General features: G+C 60.6%; 17 protein-coding genes, 1 tRNA gene and 2 pseudogenes. 13 read left to right on the top strand and 7 right to left on the bottom strand.

Features of this window, described 5'->3' with window-relative positions; genetic code table 11:
* Positions 1 to 161: 161 nt before the first annotated feature.
* Positions 162 to 530: a helix-turn-helix domain-containing protein gene (locus tag BBBR_RS03735; RefSeq protein ID WP_230580159.1), complete on the bottom strand. Its 369-nt coding sequence runs from the start codon at positions 528 to 530 to the stop codon at positions 162 to 164.
* 448 nt (positions 531 to 978) lie between these two features.
* Here BBBR_RS03735 and BBBR_RS03730 point away from each other — a divergent pair, with 448 nt between their 5' ends.
* Both BBBR_RS03730 and BBBR_RS03725 read left to right on the top strand, forming a co-directional pair.
* Complete coding sequence (locus tag BBBR_RS03730; RefSeq protein WP_003828991.1) at positions 979 to 1527, top strand: hypothetical protein; 549 nt, start codon at positions 979 to 981, stop codon at positions 1525 to 1527.
* Positions 1524 to 2078 carry a hypothetical protein gene (locus tag BBBR_RS03725; RefSeq protein WP_003828989.1) on the top strand — a complete coding sequence of 185 codons (555 nt, stop codon included), beginning with the start codon at positions 1524 to 1526 and terminating at the stop codon, positions 2076 to 2078. Before BBBR_RS03730 ends, BBBR_RS03725 begins: the two co-directional genes overlap by 4 nt.
* Before the next feature lie 117 nt (positions 2079 to 2195).
* Here BBBR_RS03725 and BBBR_RS03720 read toward each other — a convergent pair whose 3' ends face one another.
* The 3 genes from BBBR_RS03720 to BBBR_RS10225 all read right to left on the bottom strand — a co-directional run bounded on the left by BBBR_RS03720 (position 2196) and on the right by BBBR_RS10225 (position 4543).
* Positions 2196 to 3356 carry a hypothetical protein gene (locus tag BBBR_RS03720; protein WP_003828987.1) on the bottom strand — a complete coding sequence of 387 codons (1161 nt, stop codon included), beginning with the start codon at positions 3354 to 3356 and terminating at the stop codon, positions 2196 to 2198.
* 11 nt (positions 3357 to 3367) lie between these two features.
* On the bottom strand, positions 3368 to 4009 hold the full coding sequence (locus BBBR_RS03715) for a hypothetical protein (RefSeq protein ID WP_019728013.1): 642 nt from the start codon (positions 4007 to 4009) through the stop codon (positions 3368 to 3370).
* Positions 4010 to 4423: 414 nt separating this feature from the next.
* A complete protein-coding gene (locus BBBR_RS10225) occupies positions 4424 to 4543 on the bottom strand; it encodes a hypothetical protein (RefSeq protein WP_328514877.1) in 120 nt (39 codons plus the stop codon).
* Between the two features lie 208 nt (positions 4544 to 4751).
* Between BBBR_RS10225 and istA the strand changes: the two genes are divergently transcribed.
* Both istA and istB read left to right on the top strand, forming a co-directional pair.
* On the top strand, positions 4752 to 6212 hold the full coding sequence (gene istA, locus BBBR_RS03710; protein WP_003828981.1) for an IS21 family transposase: 1461 nt from the start codon (positions 4752 to 4754) through the stop codon (positions 6210 to 6212).
* Positions 6209 to 6980, top strand: a pseudogene (gene istB / locus BBBR_RS03705) (IS21-like element helper ATPase IstB). Before istA ends, istB begins: the two are co-directional and overlap by 4 nt.
* Positions 6981 to 7088: 108 nt before the next feature.
* On the opposite strand, the pseudogene BBBR_RS10215 reads toward istB, so the two are convergent.
* Together BBBR_RS10215 and BBBR_RS03690 are read right to left on the bottom strand one after the other, a co-directional pair.
* Positions 7089 to 8071, bottom strand: a pseudogene (locus tag BBBR_RS10215) (IS3 family transposase); the annotation flags it as partial.
* Positions 8072 to 8091: 20 nt separating this feature from the next.
* Complete coding sequence (locus BBBR_RS03690; RefSeq protein ID WP_019728011.1) at positions 8092 to 8310, bottom strand: hypothetical protein; 219 nt, start codon at positions 8308 to 8310, stop codon at positions 8092 to 8094.
* Positions 8311 to 8661: 351 nt separating this feature from the next.
* Between BBBR_RS03690 and BBBR_RS03685 the strand changes: the two genes are divergently transcribed.
* The 9 genes from BBBR_RS03685 to BBBR_RS03640 all read left to right on the top strand — a co-directional run bounded on the left by BBBR_RS03685 (position 8662) and on the right by BBBR_RS03640 (position 19790).
* On the top strand, positions 8662 to 11394 hold the full coding sequence (locus BBBR_RS03685; RefSeq protein WP_003828966.1) for a GIY-YIG nuclease family protein: 2733 nt from the start codon (positions 8662 to 8664) through the stop codon (positions 11392 to 11394).
* A 30-nt stretch (positions 11395 to 11424) separates the two neighbouring features.
* On the top strand, positions 11425 to 11751 hold the full coding sequence (locus tag BBBR_RS03680; protein ID WP_003828965.1) for a hypothetical protein: 327 nt from the start codon (positions 11425 to 11427) through the stop codon (positions 11749 to 11751).
* On the top strand, positions 11748 to 11966 hold the full coding sequence (locus BBBR_RS03675) for a hypothetical protein (protein WP_003828964.1): 219 nt from the start codon (positions 11748 to 11750) through the stop codon (positions 11964 to 11966). The genes BBBR_RS03680 and BBBR_RS03675 overlap by 4 nt, the downstream gene beginning before the upstream one ends.
* 3 nt (positions 11967 to 11969) lie before the next feature.
* A complete protein-coding gene (locus tag BBBR_RS03670; protein WP_003828963.1) occupies positions 11970 to 12659 on the top strand; it encodes a hypothetical protein in 690 nt (229 codons plus the stop codon).
* A 583-nt stretch (positions 12660 to 13242) separates the two neighbouring features.
* Complete coding sequence (locus BBBR_RS03665) at positions 13243 to 15174, top strand: acyltransferase family protein (protein WP_003828961.1); 1932 nt, start codon at positions 13243 to 13245, stop codon at positions 15172 to 15174.
* A gap of 140 nt (positions 15175 to 15314) precedes the next feature.
* Complete coding sequence (locus tag BBBR_RS03660; RefSeq protein ID WP_032738170.1) at positions 15315 to 16337, top strand: ribose-phosphate diphosphokinase; 1023 nt, start codon at positions 15315 to 15317, stop codon at positions 16335 to 16337.
* Positions 16338 to 16440: 103 nt separating this feature from the next.
* A tRNA-Gln gene (locus BBBR_RS03655) sits at positions 16441 to 16511 on the top strand.
* 247 nt (positions 16512 to 16758) lie between these two features.
* Entirely contained in the window at positions 16759 to 18429 is a 1671-nt protein-coding gene (gene pta, locus BBBR_RS03645) for a phosphate acetyltransferase (RefSeq protein ID WP_016463131.1), read from the top strand.
* A gap of 131 nt (positions 18430 to 18560) precedes the next feature.
* Positions 18561 to 19790, top strand: a complete 1230-nt coding sequence (locus tag BBBR_RS03640) for an acetate/propionate family kinase (protein ID WP_003828955.1) — start codon at positions 18561 to 18563, stop codon at positions 19788 to 19790.
* 227 nt (positions 19791 to 20017) lie between these two features.
* On the opposite strand, the gene aroA is transcribed toward BBBR_RS03640, so the two are convergent.
* Positions 20018 to 21352 (bottom strand): 3-phosphoshikimate 1-carboxyvinyltransferase, encoded by a 1335-nt coding sequence (gene aroA / locus BBBR_RS03635; protein WP_003828954.1) that lies wholly within the window; start codon positions 21350 to 21352, stop codon positions 20018 to 20020.
* Positions 21353 to 21365 lie beyond the last annotated feature (13 nt).

Genomic DNA, 21365 nt, shown 5'->3' with positions numbered 1-21365 from the left:
GCCGCCATGTAAGCCACCGCGGCATTTACTCCCCAGGCACGCCAGAAATATCTCGGCACGCAACGGGGAGTAAAAACTCAGCAGACACAGGAATGCGCGGCGCGCACTGCCTAGTCTGCCATCCTGATTCGATTTCGTTGATTGCGATATGCGGGGAGCCGCTACAGCGAGGCTTTCCAGTCCTCGTATTCTCGGGCGTCGATCTCGCCGTTCTCCAGCTGCGCGCGCTTCTCTGCCCACAGCCTGATCGCCGTCGCGGCTTTGGGCGCGTGCGGAGCCTTGGGGTTCAAGGAGAGCCCCGCGCCGTCGGCTGCGGGCACGATGCCGAAGGAGTCCTCCAGCCGCACGAGCAGCGACATGAGGTCGCCCGCGTTCTCGACGCCGTAATCCTTGAGGGCGTTCACGGACACGCCGAGCGTATCGGCGATGGACTCGAGCAGCTCGGGCTTCACGGCTCGGATGCCGCTCTCATAGTGGCGCACGGCCCCCTCGGTCAGGCCGACGGCCTCGGCGAGCTGCGCCTGCGTCATGCCCCGCAACTTGCGGTACCGCCTTATGTTCTCGCCTACGGACATGCGACCTCCTCCTGGAATTACGTACCCGCTCATCTTATCAGCGTACGAAAATGTACGTAATTCTATTGGCGGTACAGATGTGTACGTTTACTCTCAATCTGTAAAACGTACGTATACGTACGCTATTGATAGGAGGAGCCATGGACGAGAAGGTGGCGAAGACGCCGAGGCCGCACATGCTGGACGCCGACGAGGTCACCGAGCTGCTGAGGATCAAGAAAGGCAGCGCCTACGAGGTGATTAGGAGGATAAATACCGAGCGGGAGGCGCACGGGCGGGCAGGCGCGGGCGGGCAGGCGCGGGCGGCTACTCGTGGGTCGGCGACATCCGCGCCCGCGTCGCGCTCGCCAAGACCACGGCGCGCGACGAGGCGGAGTTCCTCGGCATCCTCGACGCCCTTGGCGTGCACGTCGCCGACAACTCGGCCAAGGCGCAGCGGGACGACTGGGTGTTCAGCCTTGCCGAGGAGCCGTCTAAGAAGGTCAGCGGCGAGCGCCTGGGGTTCGTCTACGGCAAGGAGATGCTCCGCCGCCGCTTCGATCGCGAGGGTGCCTACCGTCCCACGGACGCGAGCGCCGCGCGCATCCGCGGGGCCGCCGAGCGCGCCCTCGAGCTCAACGACCTGTCGGAGCTGAGCAGGCTCTCCTCGGCGCTCGTGACCTGCGCGAAGTTCGACGTCGAGTCCATCGAGGAGTTCGGTCTCAGGATGGCTACGCTCGAGCGGCGTGGTCAGGCGGGCGGCGAGGGCTATCGCCGCCTCGAGGCTGCGCGCGACTACATGGCGATGAACGGGCTCATGCCGCTCAAGACCCGCTACGGGGACGGCGACGGGCGCGGTGCTGCCGAAGGAAACTCTCGCGACGGCCGCCGCGAGGACGAGCGACAGCGAATCCTCGCCGCCGAGCGGCAGTGGGCCCAGCAGGACCAGCGCAGGGAGAGGGGCCGGAGATGATGGTGAAGATAGAGTACGAGGGCGGCAGGACGACGCTGTTCGACACGCTCTCGTTCACGGATGGATCGCCGTTCTCCGGCGCGAACATGCTCACGGAGTTCGAGCTCGAGATGCGCGAGGATCCCGAGAAGGGGCTCTGGCTCACGGCGAACTGGCACCAGGTGCGCGACGACTGGTGCGCCGACGCGCCCGCGGACGGCATACCGGCGGCGCGCAAGTCCCGCGGATGGCGCTTCATGCTGGCCTCGGAGGCCGAGCTCGGGCGCGCCCGCCGCGTCCTGCTCGACGGCGACGAGGCGTTCGCCCGGGTGCGGGGCTACCTATGTGATGCGGCTGCGATTTGCGCTTGCTACCGCGAGCACGTGGCCCCTCCCTCAAAACTGCTGAAGTCGCAGATAAGGAACCTGCAGCGCGCTCTGGGGAGGGCGGAGGTCCCGGGCGTGCCCGACGAGCTGGCGAGGATGCTCGCGGAGGAGAAGGAAGAGGGCACCGACGAGGGTGCCCGCAAGGTCAAGGAAGATTGGGGCGACGTCGATGAAGAGTCTTGGTAGGTTCCTCAAGGCGGCGCTGAAGGTCACGCTGGGCTTTTTCGTCTGGCTGTTCCGCGCCGTGTTCAAGTGGGTGATGTAGGAAGAGGCGGGCAATTGCCCGCCTCTTCTTCTTGCTTTCTAATCTTCCTGATCGTCGATGAGCCAGCAGTCGGTCCCGTCTGTGAGCAGCGTTCTGGCTGTCCGGGATGCCGCTGCGATGCGTTCGATCTCGCCTTTTCGGTCTTCGGCTTCGGACCTCAGTTTCGACTCTCCTGAGCGTAGGCTCGCGCGCATCTCGACCTTGGCCTCGAGGATCTGTTCCTTTGCGGCGGCTCTAGGCGTCTGGGAGACCAGCCTCTTGAGGGCGTTTCCCTGGGTGCCGCGCGGAAGCGCGATGGGCGCTCCTTTCATGCCCCCGATCTTCATCTCCATGAGCGCGGCGAGGACCTGCCTCTTTTTCAGGAAGCCCTGAGATTTGTCGAGTATCCGCTGCTCTTCGATCAGGGCGCTGCGGTCATCCATGCTGCCGTCGTAGTACATGCGCGTCATGGCGAGCGCCGACAGGGCTTGGAGGCACATGCCGAACTGAGCCTCGTAGGATTGGATCTCTTTAAGTAGCGGTTCGAGGTCCTTCTCACGCTCGGCAGCGTCTCTGGCCTTGCCTTCGATACCGGCGAGCTGCCCGGTAATCCAATCGATCACCTGGCCGACGTCGTTGTACCTGCCCTCGATCTCGTTTCTTGCCGCCTGGCGCGCCTCGGCGGGTTTCTGGAGGTAATCGTCATGAAGGGCTGCGTAGGTTCTGGCGATGTCCAGGGCGTTTTTGACCTTTGCCCTCTGATCGCCGGCAATCATGGAGGCGATCGATTCCAGCTTGGCGTCGATACGCTGGAGGCTGTCGCTGATTTCGGTCATGTACGCCTGGCCGACAACCATCGCCGCTGCGGCAAGGCCGACGCTGGCGATCTGCGCGGGGCCGACCCCGGCTGCTTTGAGGGAGACGTCGCCGCTCAGGCAACCTTTCGGGTCTCGGACGAGGGCTCTCACCGCTTCCGGATCCTTCTTCGAGGCGACAAGGTCCTTAAGGCTGTAGCCCTCGGGGACCTCGACTTTGTAAAGCTGCTTTCCCTCGACGAGGTCTATGACGTTCGAGGCGAGGCCGAGAAAGGCGTTCGCCCGCTCTCCGATGCCGGCGTTGTTCTCTTTGCTCGTATTGGTGTTGGCGATGACCTTGATGCTGTCGAGGTCGTCGATTGTAACAACCTCGACGCTAATTGGCGCAAGTTCTTTGTCGCTCATGCTCTTAGCGCCTATCTCGCCTCATCGGAGCGCGTCAGGACGTCCCATTTGTTGTACGAGCTCTCGGCCTGAAGATCCCTGACGAGGGCCTCATAGCGGATCTCGAGGTCTTTCTCCTCGCACGGGAAGAGCAGGATCATCATGGGTCTTTTGAACTTGAAGTCGGCGTAGACGTCGACGTTGCCGAAGCCGCAAAGCTGGGTGTATATGCTGAAGCCCATGGATTTGCCGCAACCGACATAGACGTCCTCGTAGGCGGAAGGGTCTTTCTCTCGTGCCGATTTCATCGTGGCGACGGCGTAGCAGCCGGCGATCGCCATGTACCCATCGCTGAGGTCAGCTTCGCTGGAGACGTTGTTCTCGAAGTTCTCGAAGAACTCCTTTGCGGAGATTGGTGGAAGTGAGCTTGCCACGGCCTTCTTGCGGGCCGCCTCGAGTGACTTTTGCTGCTCCTTCCTGTCTTTGATTGTCTGGCCCTTTGAAAGGAATGAGTCCCTGGCTTCTCCCAGACTATCTGCTGCCTGCTTTCCCCTTTGCTGCGTCCAGTCGATCAGAGCGGGTCCGTATTTGTTCATAGCGGGTTCAACGAAGGGCAGGACGTCCTTTCCGATGTCGATAGCCCTTTTGACGTCTTGCAGCTTTATCTTTCCCAATTGCGCACCTCTGTTCATGAACAACCGGAAGCTTATCGAGAAGCAGCCGGCATCGTCTTGTTTCTATCAAGTACGTAAATTATCTCACCACATGCAAGACCCCTTGCCGAGATATAGCGGCAAGGGGTCGAAGGACCATATTCGGTTGTAGCTTCAATCTACAATCCCTAGTCTCAGTCGTCGCCGGCTGCGCAGCAGGCGTAGGCCGTGAGCGTGAGGAACCCCATGAGGAGCCCTATTCCGAAGGGCGCGAATCCCATCCTTCCACCTCCTTCGCGTAGACCACGGTGCGGGAGTTGCTCGTCTGGTAGCTGCAGGTCACGAAGGCCCAGGCTCGCGCGACGTTTGATGACTCTTCCAGGACGACCTCGCATCGGGACAATTTGGATTGGCACCGGCGTGTTGGGCAATTCTTTAGAGGACGAGTCCTTGTTGTGTGAATTCGTTGGGGCTCCGGTATCCGAGGGTGGAGCGGAGTCTTTGGTCGTCGGACCACCACACATAGTCGTTGAGGTCGGAGCGTGGTTGTTCCAGGCCGGTGTGGTGGTTCCGGTATATGAGCTGTGTGTGATCGAATAAAGGTGTTCACTGTCGGCACTTGTTCCTGAACACCCTGAGCGTTCAATTTGGACGGTGTCGGCGGTGATGGCGCCGGTGGAATGGGAACACCGGCATCGTCCGGTTCCTTGGTGGATTCCCGAGTGCCTGTCAACCAAACTGATGGTTCCCGGGAGGAAAGGAAATGACGGCACCGGTGTGTGTCCGACGGCGTATCAGGCAGCTCGACCGCCAGGGCCTGAGCCACAGGGGGATATCGCGGAAACTCGGCGTATCGCGCACGACCGTGGCCAGGTACGCCGACCACGGGGATTACTCTCCCAAGCCCCTTGGCTCGGGGCATGCGGGCAGGTCGCTGGTCGACGCGGGGTATTCGGCCGTCGTGGACGGGTGGCCGGCCGCGGATCTGCGCATGCCCGTCAAGCAGCGCCACACCGCGACGCGCGTGTACGAGCGGCTCGTGGCGGAGTGCGGGTTCACGGGCTCGTATTCGTCGGTGCAGCGCTGGGTCAGGCGCTGGCGGCGGGAGCATCGCATGGAGTCGGACGGCTTCGCCGAGTTGGAGTGGACGCCGGGCAGCATGCAGGTCGATTTCGGCCAGGCCGGGGCCGTGATCGCCGGAGTCGAACGCGTGGCGCGTTTCCTGGTGGCGTCGTTCCCGTATTCGAACATGCGCCGGGTGGTCGCCCTTCCCGGCGAGACCTCGGAGTGCGTGTGCCAGGGTCTGCTGTGGATCTTCGAGCGCATGGGCATGGCGCCCAGGGTGGTGGTGTTCGACAACGCCACCGGCGTGGGCCATCGCAGGCCGGACGGCACGGCCGCCCGGACCCGCTTGTTCTCCCTGTTCTGCGCGCATCACGGGTTCGGGCCCCGGTTCCGCGACCCGTGTTCCGGCCATGAGAAGGGAAGCGTGGAGAACGCCGTCGGCTTCGCGGGGCGCAACCTGATGGTGCCGATGCCGTCGGCCGGGAGCTTCCAAACGCTGACGCGCGTGTGGCTCGACGCGTGCGAACGCGTCGCCGGATCGGATCACTGCCGGCATGATGTTCCGGTGATCGAACTGTTCGAGGCGGAGAAGGACCACATGCTTCCATTGCCCGGCGTGCGGTTCGACCCGTGCGACTGGAGGAGCGTGAAAACCGACAAGACCGGCGCCGCCACGATCGACGCGAACCGGTATCCGGCCGGACCGAAATGGCGTTCCATGCGCCTGCAGGCCGGGGCGCGCGTCTTCGAGATCGAACCGCGGGGCCCCGACGGCGAAACGATCACCACGCCGGAGAGGATCTGGGGCCATTCGGCGGAACCCCAGGCGGATCCGGCGAGCCTGCTCGCGATCATCGCGCGAAAGCCCCGCATATGGGGCGAAAGCCCGATCGGGAACGATTTCCCCGAAACCGTGCGAGCCCTGCCCGACCGCATGGACGCACGCACGCGCTCCGATCCGCTCGACGACATCCGAGCCGTTGCCGCCGACTGCGGGCTCGCCGCCACGGTCAAAGCGGTGGAGACCGTCACCAACGCGGGACGGACCGTCGACCGCGCGGCGATCGGCACATGCGCCAAACGCATCCTCGAGGGTGCGGGAACCGAAGGCGGGCAGGATCTGAAGCGTTACGACAAATACATGAAGGAGGCCGAATGAGCCGGCAAAAACCGCGGCAGCGCGGCGGCCGCGTTCCTGACAAGGCCACGCCGGAACAGGTCATGGGCCTCGCCCGCAACCTGCCGTTGACACACAGCGTGCCCGGGAAGGCCCTGGAGGACGCCACGCCCGGCCGGCTCGGCTTCCTCGCCAACCTGCTGGCGGCCGAGAACGCGAGCCGGGCCGAATCCAAACGGCGGCGGCTGCCCAAACAGGCCGGGTTCCCCCAGAGCAAGACCCTGGACGGATACGACCGGGGGCATGGCCTCGTTCCCCGCCGACCGGGGCCGCGAACAGCTGGAAAGCCTGGAATTCGTCGACCGGGCCGAGGATCTCGTGCTCTACGGCGACGTCGGCCGCGGCAAGACCCACCTGGCCATCGCGATCGGCATGCTCGCATGCCAACGCATGATACCCGCGAGGTTCCTCGCCGCCTCCAGCCTGGTCATGCGCTTGAGGAAGGCCAAGGACGACAACAGGCTGGACGCCGAGCTCAAGTCGATAGGCGGGGCCGGGCCGGTCATCATCGACGAGCCCGGCCATCTGCCCATCGACATCGACGGGGCCAGGCTCCTGTTCCAGGCCGGCGCGGACAGCTACGAGACCCGCAGCGTCACCTCCGCCTCGAACCTCGAGTCCGGCAGATGGGGCGACGTGTCCGGAGACGGGGACATGGCCGCCGCGGTCATCGACCGCATCGTCCACCACGGCAGGATCCTCCGCTTCCACGGCGAATCCCATCGGAACAAACACTCCCTCATGAAATAAACCAAACAAACAACAAAACAAGGAACCAACCGCCGACGGTGTTCAAGTTGAACGCCGACGGTGTTCAGATTAAGCGCCGAAACACGTCCACCTCAATTTGACGAAATACATATGAGCTCCTTCTTCAGGAGCCTGTTGGTGGATTCGACCACGGCGTTGTCGTACGGGTCGCCCTTCCCTGACGGCGATCCTCCGATGTCGAACACGTCGAGCGGCCCGTCGATTCTCGCGTTGTCGAACCCGCCGCCCCGGTCCGTGTGGAACACCTCCACCTCGGTCAGAGGGAAGTCGAGCGTGGCGAACGCGCCCAATACCAGGCTCGCGTCCCGGGCCCGCCCGGCGGAATGGACGGTAATGCCCCTGTTCGCCAGGCCGGCCAGCAGGCACACGTGCGCCCACTTGCCGCCGACGCGCACGTACGTCAGGTCACCGGCCAGGCGGGTGGCGGCTCGTAGCCGTCGAACCCGCGGCCGAGGATGTTCGCGAGCCCGGCCTCGTCGGCCCGCGTCCTGTGCGGTTCGGACCGTCTGCGCGCGTACGCGCCCGCATGCCCCGTTCGCGCATGATGTCGCCGACGCGCCTCCCGGACGCGGTGACGCCCCTCCGCTCCAGCGCGGCCTTGATCTTCCCGGCGCCGCAGCGCTCATGGCCGTCGCGCCGGACCGCGCGCACGCCGCCGGCAATCGGGTCCACCCGCTCGGCTTCGGGATGTTCGATCATCCAGTAGTAGGCGGAGCGGGGAACGCCCGGCATCCCGCATCGCGCCGATATCGGATAACGGGCGGCGTTGGCCCGTATCACGCCTGCTTTCGTGCGAATGCCGGCGCCGCTCGTTCTGAAACGTCCACCTCCATCTCCAACTGCCTGTTGCGCCTCCCCGGCCCGACCGGCTCGTTCCGCCCGGGCGTGCGGTTGTCCGTGGCCCGGGTGGAGCCGCTGTCGCGGATGCCCTGGACCCAACGCCGCGGGGTCGATCGCGCTATGTCGTACTCGGCCCTGATCTCCCGGGAGGGCTTGCCGTTCTCATACAACTGCACGATCTGCCGTTTGAACGACTCCTCGTAGTGGCGGGGATGCTTCGGGCCGGCCATCGCCGGCCTCCAATCCCACGTCAATCGTCCCCCATCGGACTGTCTAATACATTGTAGCCAATCCACGCCTTATCGCCGGTTCTCTTGACGTCGATGGGCACGCTGAGCACGCCGCCGGCCTCGGAGGGCTCCTCGGCCGAGAAGAACCAGGCGCGCTCGGATCCGCCCGCGCACTCGACCATGTCGCCCTCGACGATCCGCAGCGTGGCTGTCGGGCCGTCGGCGCCCGTCGATGACATCAAGAAATGTAAGGTTCTCATCCCCGGGGCAGGCAACCCGGGAAGTACGATTCTCGGAAAACCTAAGCTTAGTGAACCTGGCACGTGCAGCTCAAACACATACAACGTAATCGTCCTTGGCACTTCCGTTTCGGAGGCGGGAAATCTGATTGCCTATCTTAAGACGCGGTTTGTTCGGTATCTCGTTGCGACAAGAACGTCCACGCAAGATATGGCTCCAAAGGCTTTTGAGTTCGTTCCGGTTCAAGAGTGGAGCCATATCTGGACCGATGAGGAATTGTTTGCAGAGTACGTCTTAGACGAAGCGGAGATGGCTGACATTTGCAACTCGATCCCAGAAATGGAATAGCCATGCCCAGTCAAGACTTCTTTCCACAACGCCCGGATTCTCATCCGTCGATCTACGCCTATAAGGACACTAATCCCAACCATAATGGGCTCCTCAAAGTTGGCTACACCACGCGCGACGTCGAAGTGCGTGTGTGTGAGCAATTTCCGGTGATTCAACCCGAGGAGCGACCCTACAACATCGTTTTCGCAGAGTCGGCAGTTCGCGATGATGGCACGGTGTTCCTTGATCACCCGTTGCACCACTGGCTTGAAAGACATGACCACGAGGGGATGGGTGGCGAGTGGTTCCGCTGCACGCCAGATGATGTGCGCGCTGCATGGGTCGCCGTACGCGACCGCACCGAGAACGTCGAGGAGCGTGACCAGAACTTCAAGATGCGCCCAGAGCAGGCGGAAGCCGTGCGGCGCACTCGCGAGTATTTCGAGTCGGTCAACGCCGAGGGTTCTAAACGTACGCCCAAGTTCCTATGGAACGCAAAGATGCGCTTCGGCAAGACGTTCGCCTCCTACGAACTCGCCAAGTCCATGGGCATGAGCCGCGTGCTCGTGCTCACGTTCAAGCCTGCCGTCCAGAGCGCGTGGGAGGAAGACCTCAATCGCCATGTCGATTTTGAGGACTGGCAGTTCGTGTGCCGCGAGGGCCAACAGTACGAAGACTGCGACCCGTCGCGTCCCATCGTCTGCTTCGGCTCGTTCCAGGACTACCTCGGCCTCGACTCAAACGGCAACATCAAGGCCCGCCACGAGTGGGTGCGCCTCACCGACTGGGATCTCGTCATCTTCGACGAGTATCACTTCGGCGCGTGGCGCGACTCCGCGCGCAAGCTCTTCGCCTCGATCGGCGAGGACGACGAGAAGGCCATCCACGAGGACGTCAAGGTCACCGGCAACGAGCAGGACGAGACCTGGCTGCCGATTGTCACCAAGTACTTCCTGTTCCTGTCAGGCACGCCGTTCCGCGTCCTCAATTCCGGTGAGTTCATCAAGGAGCAGATCTTCAACTGGACTTATTCGGACGAACAGGCCGCGAAAGCCGCTTGGAAGCCCTCCCAAGGCCCCAACCCCTATGCTTCGCTGCCGCGCATGGTCATGCTCACCTACCAGATGCCAGAGGACATCAAGCGCATAGCGCTCAACACCGATACCAACCAGTTCGACCTCAACGTCTTCTTCTCCGCGGAGGGCGAGGGCGAGGCCGCGCAGTTCAAGTTCAAGAGCTACGTTCAGATGTGGCTCGACCTGATGCGCGGCCAGCACATGCCTACTACGGTCGACGAGCTCAAGCTCGGGGAGAAGCCGGCCATGCCATTCTCCGATGTGCGCCTGCTTTCCGTGCTCGGCCATACCCTATGGTTCCTGCCCAACGTCGCATCGTGCTTCGCCATGAAGAACCTGCTCATGGAGCGCCAGAACACCTTCTTCCACGACTACCACATCAACGTGTGCGCAGGCTCGGGCGCGGGCATCGGTCTTGCCGCCCTGCCGCCCGTGCAGAAGTCGATGCGCGATCCGCTCGAGTCGGAGTCCATCACGCTGTCCTGCGGCAAGCTCACCACCGGCGTCACGGTGAAGCCATGGACCGGCGTCTTCATGCTCTCCAACGTAAAGAGCGCCGAGACCTACTTCCAGACGGCGTTTCGCGTGCAGTCACCCTGGACGGTCAAGGACGACGACGGGAACATGCAAATCGTCAAGAACGAGTGCTACGTGTTCGACTTTGCGCTAGACCGCGCCCTCACCATGGTGTCCGACTACTCCACGCAGCTCTCCACAGAGAAGAAGGGCCCCGAGCAGAAGGTTGGCGACTTCATCCGCTTCCTTCCCGTGCTTGCCTACGACGGCAGCCGTATGAAGGAGATCAACGCCTCCGAAATCCTCGACATCGCCATGGCAGGGACCTCCGCAACGCTTCTCGCCAAGCGCTGGGAGTCGGCGCTGCTCGTCAACGTCGATAACGACACGCTACGACGCCTGCTCGCCAACGACGAGGCAATCAACGCCCTCATGAGCATCGAGGGCTTCCGCAGTCTCAACGACGACATCAAGACCATCATCAACAAGTCTGAAGCCATCAAGAAGGTCAAGAAGGAGAAGGGCGACAACCTCACCCAAAAGGAGAAGAAGCAGCTCACTGAGGAGGAGAAGGAGTTCAAGTCCAAGCGCAAGGAGATACAGGAGAAACTGATCAAGTTCGCCACGCGCATCCCGGTCTTCATGTACCTCACCGACTACCGCGAGGAGACCCTCTACGACGTCATCACTCAGTTGGAGCCGGGGCTTTTTAAGAAGGTCACCGGTCTTGACGTCTCGGATTTCAACTTGCTCGTTTCGCTCGGCATGTTCAATTCCGCCCTCATGAACGACGCGGTCTACAAGTTCCGTCGCTATGAGGATGCGAGCCTTGTCTATACCGGTATCAACAAGCATGAGGGCGAGAAGGTCGGCCTTTACGATACGTCCCTGTCCAATTACGACTACCTCTACGCGAAGCAGCAGGAGTCGATGGTGGCTCCCGACGGCTCCGCTCTGGGCAACGGCGCTAAGGCAGAAGCTCCGTCGCCTGCTGTTGCGGTAAAACCCTCGGTCAAACCGTCGGCATTGAGCGTTTCAAGGTCGACTGCGAAAGCAACGATGCTTGGAGAGGCTCCCCTCAAGAAGGACTGGGTCGTCGGCGTCCTCGAGTCCCACAACGTCCGTATCGCCGATCGCCGCCCCAAGGGCGGAAGCCTTTGAGCCATCGGCGGTGGTGAGCTAGACGTCGTCATGAACGAGCTTGCCGCAAATGGCGCACAGTTCACCTACAAGCTGGAAGGCGGCAAGGCAACGGGCTTCAAGGCCGGCTGGTGGCTTTCCGGTTATCCGAAAAAGACCGAGCCCAAGGCATTGGAGCCTGAAGGGCCAGCCATCACCGAAGACGACCTCTCCAAGATCGAGGAGGGAACGCAGGTCTTCCACAAGAGCTTTGGCTACGGCGAAGTCGTTTCGATTGGCAGTGACAGAATCGCCGTGCGTTTCGACAACGACAAAAAGAAAAAAGAACGCGAATTCATGTTCCCGTCGACCTTCTTCCAGGGGATGTTGCAGCTATGAGATCCGCAGATGCCATCAAGTCGATACTTGAGGAGCAGGGGCGTTCCCAACGCTCCCTTGCCATCGATCTCGGTCTCACCCCGCAGGCGCTAGACCAGCGCCTAAAATCGAAAACTATGAAGGTGGAGACCTTATGCCAAACGGCGGCGCAGCTCAATTACTCTGTGAAGCTGGTTCCGAACGATGGCGGCGAGAGTATAGAGATCGAGGGTTAACCGATGGGCTCAGAGCTTGACCTGTTGCTTCCTGATACCGAAAACGACGCGGGCGCGCCCCAGGGCGCCCCGCGAACCATTGAGCGCTCGCCGAGAAATCTTATCGGGGAGGCTCGCTTGGCGTTCGATGCCGGTTTGCTGATCTCATGCCTGACGGTTCTGGTCACCATTCCGGATGTTTGCGCGAACCTGATTGACCCCAGTAATAAAGATGGACAGCGAAATTGGTGCACGAGGTATCTCGGGTTTCCTAGCACCCCTGTGGTTGACGACATCGACAGATCTCGCAAGCAAAGTCGAGACCATATCGAGCGAACGATGGCCGCGCTCATGCGGGAAGACAACTTCACCGCATCCGATTTCTGCCAACTGCGAAACGCCGTGCTCCATACCGGATCTTCGGTTATTAATGGCGCGGGGGCAAAATACTCGCCGTTCCATTCGATCGGCATACAGGTCTTCGACAACGACAGCCAGCTGGTCGTCGGATATGGATCCACCAGCTCACCAGAGCCGGATGGGGTTGAGAACGACTGCCGCATAAAGATCAGCATCAACTTAACTGCCCTGCTTGCGCGCATGGAAAGGGGCGTTGAAAGGTTTTTGAGCGAGTATCCTGAGCTCGATAAGGAGAAAGGGAAATGGGAGTACCTGACTTGGGGAATCGTTGATTTTCGAGCTCCGACCCACTGAGGGATCCTCTGTTCATGGAGTGAAGCGAGCAGCCTTATCGAGCAGTGCCAAAGCGTGATTAGGGGCATGCGCGAAGCCGCCTGCGACGATTCTTTCAGTCATCGCTCTTGCGTATCCCTCCTGAACCTGCGGGAACGCAAGACGATAAAGCCACAGGCTACGATTTACTGTGCGAAACAGGCGACAAAGAAGACAATCGGGCGTTTGACCATTCGTTTCGAATGATTTTGAGCCTCAAAACCAGCCCGTTTTTGTCCCCGGGACAAAAACGAAACTGCAGGCTCGCGGTTTCGAAATGGTTCGCGGATTTGTCCCAGGATTTGTCCCAAACACCTACGCGAAGTCACGCGGCGGGATTCGGCGGTATGACGGTCAAGATCAACGAGCCAACTGGAGTCAACTGGAATGGCACAACAGTAAACGAGCGCGAAAGAGTGGGAATAAAGCGATAGCAATACAGATTGCTTAGAGGGGAACGATGTCATTCGATGTCGTTCCCCTCTACCATGCTTGACCCTGATTCTTTTGTGAGGTTCGAAGAGAAGAGAATCGTGAAATCGCAACAGCAAAGGGATGGAAAACTGTGAAGCGTTTTGTCGGACTTGACGGTATCAAAGGTCTGGCACTTATCGCCATCGTGCTATATCACTGCGTGCAGCAGAAGATGCCAGGCGGATTCTACGGCGTTGACGTATTCTTCACGGTATCCGGCTTCCTTATTGCCATCAGCCTTTTCCGTTCGCTGTCCACCACTGGCTCGTTGAATCTTAGGCGGTATATTCCTCGACGCTTGGTTCGACTGTATCCGGCTTTGCTTTTGCTGATTCCCGTTATCGTCTCCGTCTGCTGGCTGACCGAACGGGATTTGCTGGTTGCCATCCGCAATCAGGTCATCACCGTGCTGTTCGGCTGTTACAACTGGTATGCCATTGCCGGCGGGCAAAGCTACTTCGAGCAGACGAATCCACAAATTCTACGGCACTTGTGGTTCATCGGTGTGCTGACGCAGTTCTATATCATCGTGCCGTTCATTGCATGGGCGATGTGGAGGATTCGCGATACCCGTTTTGCCTCGCTTATTCCTCTGGGTCTTGCTGCCCTCAGCGGCGCTTCCATGTGGCTGATGTACAAGCCGGGCGCAGATCCGACCCGCGTTTATTTCGGCACCGATACCCATAGCGTGGGTCTCATGCTCGGCGTGGCCCTGGCTTGGTGGCTGACTCGCCACAATCAGGCAACGCCGCAAGCTCCCCGAGTCGCCGGAGCGGCTGCGGACTCAGGTTCCGTGCATGTCAATATTCCCGCAATACCCAACAATATTCCCAACAACATTGCCGAGGTCGCAGCGAAAACCACACGGCAACGTCTCTGGGAAACGATTGCACCAGCGATGTCGCTGACAGCGCTGGTGGCACTCATTATCATGACGGTGAACGGGCAGCAAGATAACTTTGCATTCCGCGGCGGCATCATTATTGCCAGCGTGCTGTCTGTGGCACTGATTGCAGGCACCATCAGCGATGACTCGTGGATGCAGGACCTGATGAAGTTCAAGCCGCTAGCGGCATTGGGGCGCTACTCATACGGCATCTACCTGTGGCACTGGCCAGTGTGGATTATCGTCCGGTCCACGTTACCTCGCATGATTCAAGGTCCGTCGTACAGCATCATTCTGGCTATCACCGCCATACTAACCGCCCTGGCTGTGGCGTTCTCCTGGCTGATGGTTGAAAAGACGGCCGCTGCTCAATCGGCACTGGAGGTTCTGGTGCCGTACCGTAACCCTGTTGCAAAGCAGATAGTCTGCGCGGTGGTAGTGGATATCGTTTGGGCCGTTGCTCTGGTTGGATGTGTGCAGGGCCTTGTGCATGCCCCGGAGAAAACCTCTGTGCAGATTCAGTTGGAGCAGCAAGCTCAGACCCTGCAGCAGCAGAAGCAGTCGCAACAGGCAAGTCAGGCGCAGCAGACAGCCAGCGATCTTATGCGATCCCCCACACCTCCGCCAGCCAAGCCACGACATGGCATGCCGACCGGTGACCAGATCACCGCAATCGGCGACTCCGTGATGCTGGCTTCCTCGCAGGGATTATCCGCTGTGTTTCCGGGAATTCAGATTGACGCCGCCGTGTCACGCTCTATTATGGTGGCCCCTGGCATGGTGAACAATGACTTGAATGCCGGAACGCTGCGCAGTTGGGTCATTCTCGGGCTTGCCACCAATTCCGCAATAAGCACCGGTCAACTCGATCAGCTGCACAATCAGATTGGCCCTGACCGTGTGCTGGTGCTCGTCAACGGCCATGGCGACCGCAGCTGGATTCCCGTGGCCAACCAAGCGTTGTCCGACTATGCGAACACCCATCAAGACAACGTCGTGCTAGCAGACTGGGACTCCGCCGCACAGACGAATACGCAGCTGCTGGCCTCCGACGGTATTCATCCTTCCGCAGGAACCGACCTGTACGCGCAAACGGTGAAACAAGCCATAGAGCAATGGGTGCAGGCCGGCCACTAAACAGCCGCGATGCAGACAAAGCAAATCCGACCCGCCCTGCAAAGCCGTTAGGTGAACGCCAAGCAACGCAAGGGTGTCTTTACGGTCGTTAAGAACAGCTATGCTGGTGGGTGCATCAGCGAGACCACATGTTGGGAGTAATGGTGAGCGCAATCCTTGAAGGAAAGCCCGATAAGAACCTCATTCTCGTCACGGGAAGGGTTCATCCGAAGTTAGCGCAGGATGTCGCCGATCAGCTCGGTATCGATATCTTGGAAACCACCACATACGATTTCGCCAACGGCGAGATGTATGTGCGCTACACCGAATCGGTGCGTGGCGCCGACGTGTTCGTGCTGCAGAGCCATTACAAGCCGATTAACAAGGCGATCATGGAACAGCTCATCATGATCGACGCCTTGAAGCGCGCCTCCGCCCGCTCCATTACCGCCGTGTGCCCGCTGCTCGGTTATTCCAGGCAAGACAAAAAGCACCGCGGCCGCGAACCCATCTCCTGCCGTCTGGTCTTCGATTTGCTCAAAACCGCCGGCGCCGACCGCATCATGTCGGTCGATCTGCATGCTGCCCAGTCCCAAGGCTTCTTTGATGGTCCGGTCGACCACCTCATCGCCATGCCGGTACTGGTCGATTACATCCGCGATCGTTTCCAGGGGCATCTTGACAACGTCGCTGTCGTCTCCCCCGATGCCGGACGTATCCGTGTGGCCGAGCAGTGGGCCCAGCGACTCGGTGGCGGTCCTCTTGCCTTCGTGCATAAGACACGTGACATTACCCGCCCGAACCAGGCCGTGGCCAACCGTGTGGTCGGCGACGTGGCTGGCAAGGACTGCGTGCTGGTCGACGATTTGATTGACACCGCCGGCACTATCGCGGGCGCATGCCACGTGCTACAGGAAGCCGGTGCGAAGTCCGTGACCGTGGTCGCCACCCATGGCGTGCTGTCCGGCCCGGCAATCGATCGGCTGAAGGAAAGCGGTGCACGCGAGGTCGTGCTCACCGACACCGTGCCGATTCCGGACGAGAAGCGCTGGGACGGTCTGACCGTACTGTCCATTGCCCCCTTGCTTGCCAGCGCCATTCGCGCGGTATTCGAGGATGGCTCGGTGGCTGAACTGTTCGACACTTACCCCGAACATCACGGTCAAGGATTCCTCTTTGCGTGAGTCCTGTTGCTTTTTCATGAAGCGACGCGAACGACATGGCATGGGCTTTCAGTAATTCCAGCCGTGTGGTATAAATGAACACTTGTGGGCGCAAGCTCACTGCTCCCCCATGGTGTAATGGCAGCACACGGGTCTTTGGAACCCTTTGTCTTGGTTCGAGTCCAGGTGGGGGAACCCAATGGCGGTTCCTTGTATGAGGAATTGCCGCAAATCAAGAAGCGCGAGTCGTATCAAGGCTCGCGCTTCTTGTTTTCTCTGTTCACTGCGTTATTGCCGATTTCGTATGGTTTGCTGGATTCGATGGCAATGCTGGGCCTTGTCTTCGGGCATCCCGCCGCGACACAACACCGTGAACGATAACAACGACCACTACAATGAGATATGGTTCCACATATGTTGCACATCAAAGGAGACAGACACAGTGACCGTGACCCGTGTATATATCGCCAGCCCCGAAGGCGCTAATGGCCGCAACGTCGTTGCGTACGGCGTGCTCAATGCATTGACTTCCAAGTACAAGACCATGGTGTTCCGTCCGGCCGTGTCCAACCACGACGACTTCACCCCCATTCTGCTCGCCGCGTCCAATGCTGGCCTTGGCGTGGCTCTGTCTACCGGACTTGACGTGCACAAGGTGCGCACCGACAAGGGCACCGCCCGTGGTGACATCGTCGGTGCCTTCAACGACGCCATGGATGTGTCCCGTGCGGATGCCGCACTGATCGTCGGCACCGACAAGTCGCATGTCAATGATCCGACCAGCTACGAATTCAATGCGAATGTGGCCGCCGACCTGAAGGCCGGCGTGTTCCTGGCCGTGTGCACCATCGACCGCTGGCCGCACGAGCTGGACGAGACCGTGCATCTGTCCATCGAGGGCATGGAAGCCGCCGGCAACAAGGTGCTCGGCATTTTCGTGACCGGCTGTGAACCGCGCCACGCCTTCTCCGTCAAGGAAACCCTCGCCAAGTACGGTCTGCCCGTCTGGACGCTTCCCCAGATTCCGTTCACCGACGAATCCACCAAGGATCTGGCGCTGGCGACCTTCCGCAAGAACGCCCCCACCGATGAAGTGCTCGCAGCGCTCGATGTGGAGAACACCGCACCCATCACCCCGTATGCCTTCCAGTTCGACCTGCTCGGCAAGGCCAAGAGCAACAAGAAGACTATTGTGCTGCCTGAAGGCGAGGAAGACCGCATTATCAAGGCGGCTGACTACCTGCTCGAGCGTGAGATTGTGAATCTCATCATCGTGGGTGATAAGAATGCCATTCTGGCCCGCGGCGAGGAGCTCGGCCTCAAGTTCCTGGACCGCGCCCGTTTCCAGGCCATGGATGACGAGAACGTCTTGAAGCCCATGGTTGCCAAGCTGTGCGAGCTGCGCGCCAAGAAGGGCATGACCGAAGAGCAGGCTCGCAAGCAGCTGGCCGACGCCAGCTACTTCGGCACAATGCTCGTGGTGCTCGGCTACGCCGACGGCCTGGTCTCCGGTTCCATCAATTCCACGGCCAACACCGTGCGTCCGGCCCTGCAGGTCATCAAGACCAAGCCAGGTCAGAAGCTCGTTTCCGGCGCCTTCCTCATGTGCTTCAAGGATCACGTGGCCGTGTTTGCCGACTGTGCCATCAACCTGAACCCGGATGCGGAGCAGCTCTCCGAAATCGCGCTGCAGTCCGCCGAAACCGCACGTGCCTTCGGCATCGACCCAAAGGTCGGCATGCTCTCCTACTCCACGCTCGGCTCCGGCAAGGGCCCGGATGTGGATATTGTCGAGGAAGCCACCAAGCTGCTCAAGGAGAAGGCACCGGACCTGCCGGTGGTTGGTTCCATCCAGTTCGATGCCGCCTGGTCGCCCGACGTGGCCGCCACCAAGGCCAAAGGCAACGATGTGGCCGGACATGTCAACGTGTTCGTGTTCCCGGATTTGTGCGCCGGCAACATCGGCTATAAGGCCGTGCAGCGCTCCTCGGGCGCGCTGGCCATCGGCCCGGTGCTGCAAGGCCTCAACAAGCCGGTGAATGACCTGTCCCGTGGTGCCCTGGTGCAGGACATCATCAACACCATCGCCCTCACCGCCATCGAAGCGCAGTGATTCCGACTCCGGCTCCCCTCTCTGAGGGGAGCCGCTGTAATGCCACATTTTGTAGCAAGCAACGAGTAATCTAATCAACGGTAACCCGTGTATCCACGGGAACATTCAATTCACAATGGAGGATGCCCACAATGGCGAAAACCGTCCTTGTCATCAATTCTGGCTCCAGCTCGATCAAGTACCAGCTGGTTGATCTCGAATCCGGCGAAGGCCTCGCTTCCGGTCTCGTCGAGAAGATCGGTGAGCCGGTCGACGGCCACTACAAGCACGAGTACAACGGCGAGAAGCACGAGCTTGAAGAGCCGATTCACGACCACGAGCAGGGCTTGAAGCGCGTGCTCGGCTTCTTTGAGGAGTACGGCCCCAAGCTGTCCGACGCCGGCATCGTTGCCGTCGGCCACCGTGTGGTGCAGGGCGGTTCCATCTTCCCGAAGCCGGCCCTCGTGACCGACAAGACCATCAACCAGGTCAAGGATCTGGCCGTGCTCGCCCCGCTGCACAACGGCCCGGAGGCCAAGGGCGCCGAAGTCATGCGCTCCCTGTTGCCGGACGTTCCGCAGATCTTCGTGTTCGATTCCTCCTTCTTCTTCCAGCTGCCGAAGGCCGCCAGCACCTATGCGCTGAACAAGGAAATCGCCGACCAGTACCACATTCGCCGCTACGGTGCCCACGGCACCTCCCACGAGTACATCTCCTCCGTGGTGCCGGACGTCATCGGCAAGCCGGCCGAGGGCTTGAAGCAGATCGTGCTGCACATCGGCAATGGTGCTTCCGCCTCCGCTGAAGTCTCCGGCAAGCCGGTTGAGACCTCCATGGGTCTGACCCCGCTCGAGGGCCTCATGATGGGTGGCCGTACCGGCGACATCGACCCGGCTGTGGTCTTCCACCTGATCCGCAACGCCCACATGAACGTGGACGAGCTCGACGCCCTGTTCAACAAGCGTTCCGGCATGATGGGCATGACCGGCTTCGGCGACCTGCGCGAAGTCCACCGTCTGGTGGGCGAAGGCAACGAGGACGCCAAGCTGGCTCTGGACGTCTACGTGCACCGCATCGTCAGCTACATCGGCAACTACACCTACCAGATGGGTGGCTGCGACGTGATCACCTTCACCGCTGGCGTGGGCGAAAACGACGACATCGTGCGCAAGATGGTGTGCGACAAGCTCGCTCCGTTCGGTGTCAAGCTGGACGAGGAGAAGAACGCCACCCGTTCCAAGGAACCGCGCATCATCTCCACTCCGGACTCCTCCGTGATCATCGCCGTGATTCCGACGAACGAAGAGCTGGCTATCGCCCGCAAGTCCGCCGCAATCGCCGAAGCCGGCACCGACACCTACGGCAACACTTTCGCCAAGTGAGTGGCCGCCGTTAGGGCATTAACTAGTCTCTAGTTGCAACACGAGTGTGGGGCTGATTCCAACCGGAATCAGCCCCACACTCATTTGTAATGCCGTGATTTGCCCGATGCGTCGCGCTCCCCTCGGTCGCCTCCGGCGACGGCTCCTCTTAAAGAGGGGCGCCGGACTCTTTAACTTGGCTCCTCCCTGAGGGTAGCTGTCCGCGCAGCGGACTGAAGGGAGCTGAATTATGCCAGCATCCCGTTCCACATACCAACGAAATCAGGCAGGGTCTTGCGCGTGGTGGCCACATTAATGACCTGAATATCGGGAATGCGCAGTCCCAGCATCGTGGCAAACGTGGCCATACGATGGTCGGCGTAGGTTTCCATATTCGCCTCATGCAGTGTCTCAGACGGCACTGGCTCGATGCGCAGTCCGTCGGGCAATTCCTCGGCCACTCCCCCGATGCGGCGAATCTCATTGACCAAGGCTTCCAGACGATTCGTCTCGTGGCCGCGCAGATGCCCGATACCTACCATATCGGTGGGCTTATCGGCGAATACCAGAATCGCCGCCAGCGAAGGCGCAATCTCTCCCGCTGCGGTCAGATCAAACGAGCCTAGGCCGCGTACAGTTCCATCGCCGGTCACTTCGCAATAGCGCACGCCGTCAATCGTCGGGAACGATACCTTGGCACCCATTTGCTCCAAGTATCCAGGCAGCAGACCGCCCGGCTGGGTGGTGGTTTCCGGCCAATGCGGTACACGGACCGTACCACCGGCAATCAAGGCCGCACCGAGGAATGGCGCCGCATTCGACAAGTCAGGTTCGACAGTCACCTTATCCAACAGCTGTATCGCGCGAGGCTCGACCGTCCATGTGCGGGCGGACTCATCGGCTTCAATTGCACCGCCGGCACCGGTCACATCGACCACGGTCATGCGGATGTGCGGCAGACTCGGGGTCTTTTCTCCTGTGTGCGTCAGTCTCAATCCACCGGGCAGTTTGGAACCAATCAACAGCAAGCCGGAGATGAACTGGGAGGAACCGGACGAATCGATACTGACCCGAGCCTGAGCAGCCGGAAGCTCGGTTGGCGGTGTAATGGTAAACGGCAGTCGTCCGACTTCCCCGTGGTATTCGATCTTGGCACCAAGTTGCTTCAGACCGTCAAGCACCGGCCTCATCGGGCGGGCGTAGGCTTGTTCGTCACCGTCGAAATGCACTGGCCCATCGGCGAACAGTGCCAGTCCCGGTACAAAACGCATCACCGTACCGGCCAAGCCGCAGAACACATCAACGTTGCCATTGAATCGGCCGGATGAAGGCGGTGTGACCGTTACGGTGGTGTCGGTTGTGGTATCGACATCACATCGCACGCCCAATGCTTCAAGAGCGCCCATCATCAAGTCGGTGTCACGCGAACGCAGCAATCCGACCAAAGTGACGGGTTCATTGCCAAGTGCGGCAAGTATCAGATAACGATTGGATAACGATTTGCTGCCCGGTACCGTCACCGTGGCGTTCAACGGTCGTGTAGCAAGCGGCGCAGGCCAGAGATTCGAGAGTTGTTCAGTCATAAGGCCAAATCTA

It is taken from the genome of Bifidobacterium breve DSM 20213 = JCM 1192 (assembly GCF_001025175.1).
Lineage (GTDB): Bacteria > Actinomycetota > Actinomycetes > Actinomycetales > Bifidobacteriaceae > Bifidobacterium > Bifidobacterium breve.
Note: the sequence above shows the minus strand (reverse complement) of the source record. Positions and strands in the feature narration are given on the sequence as shown.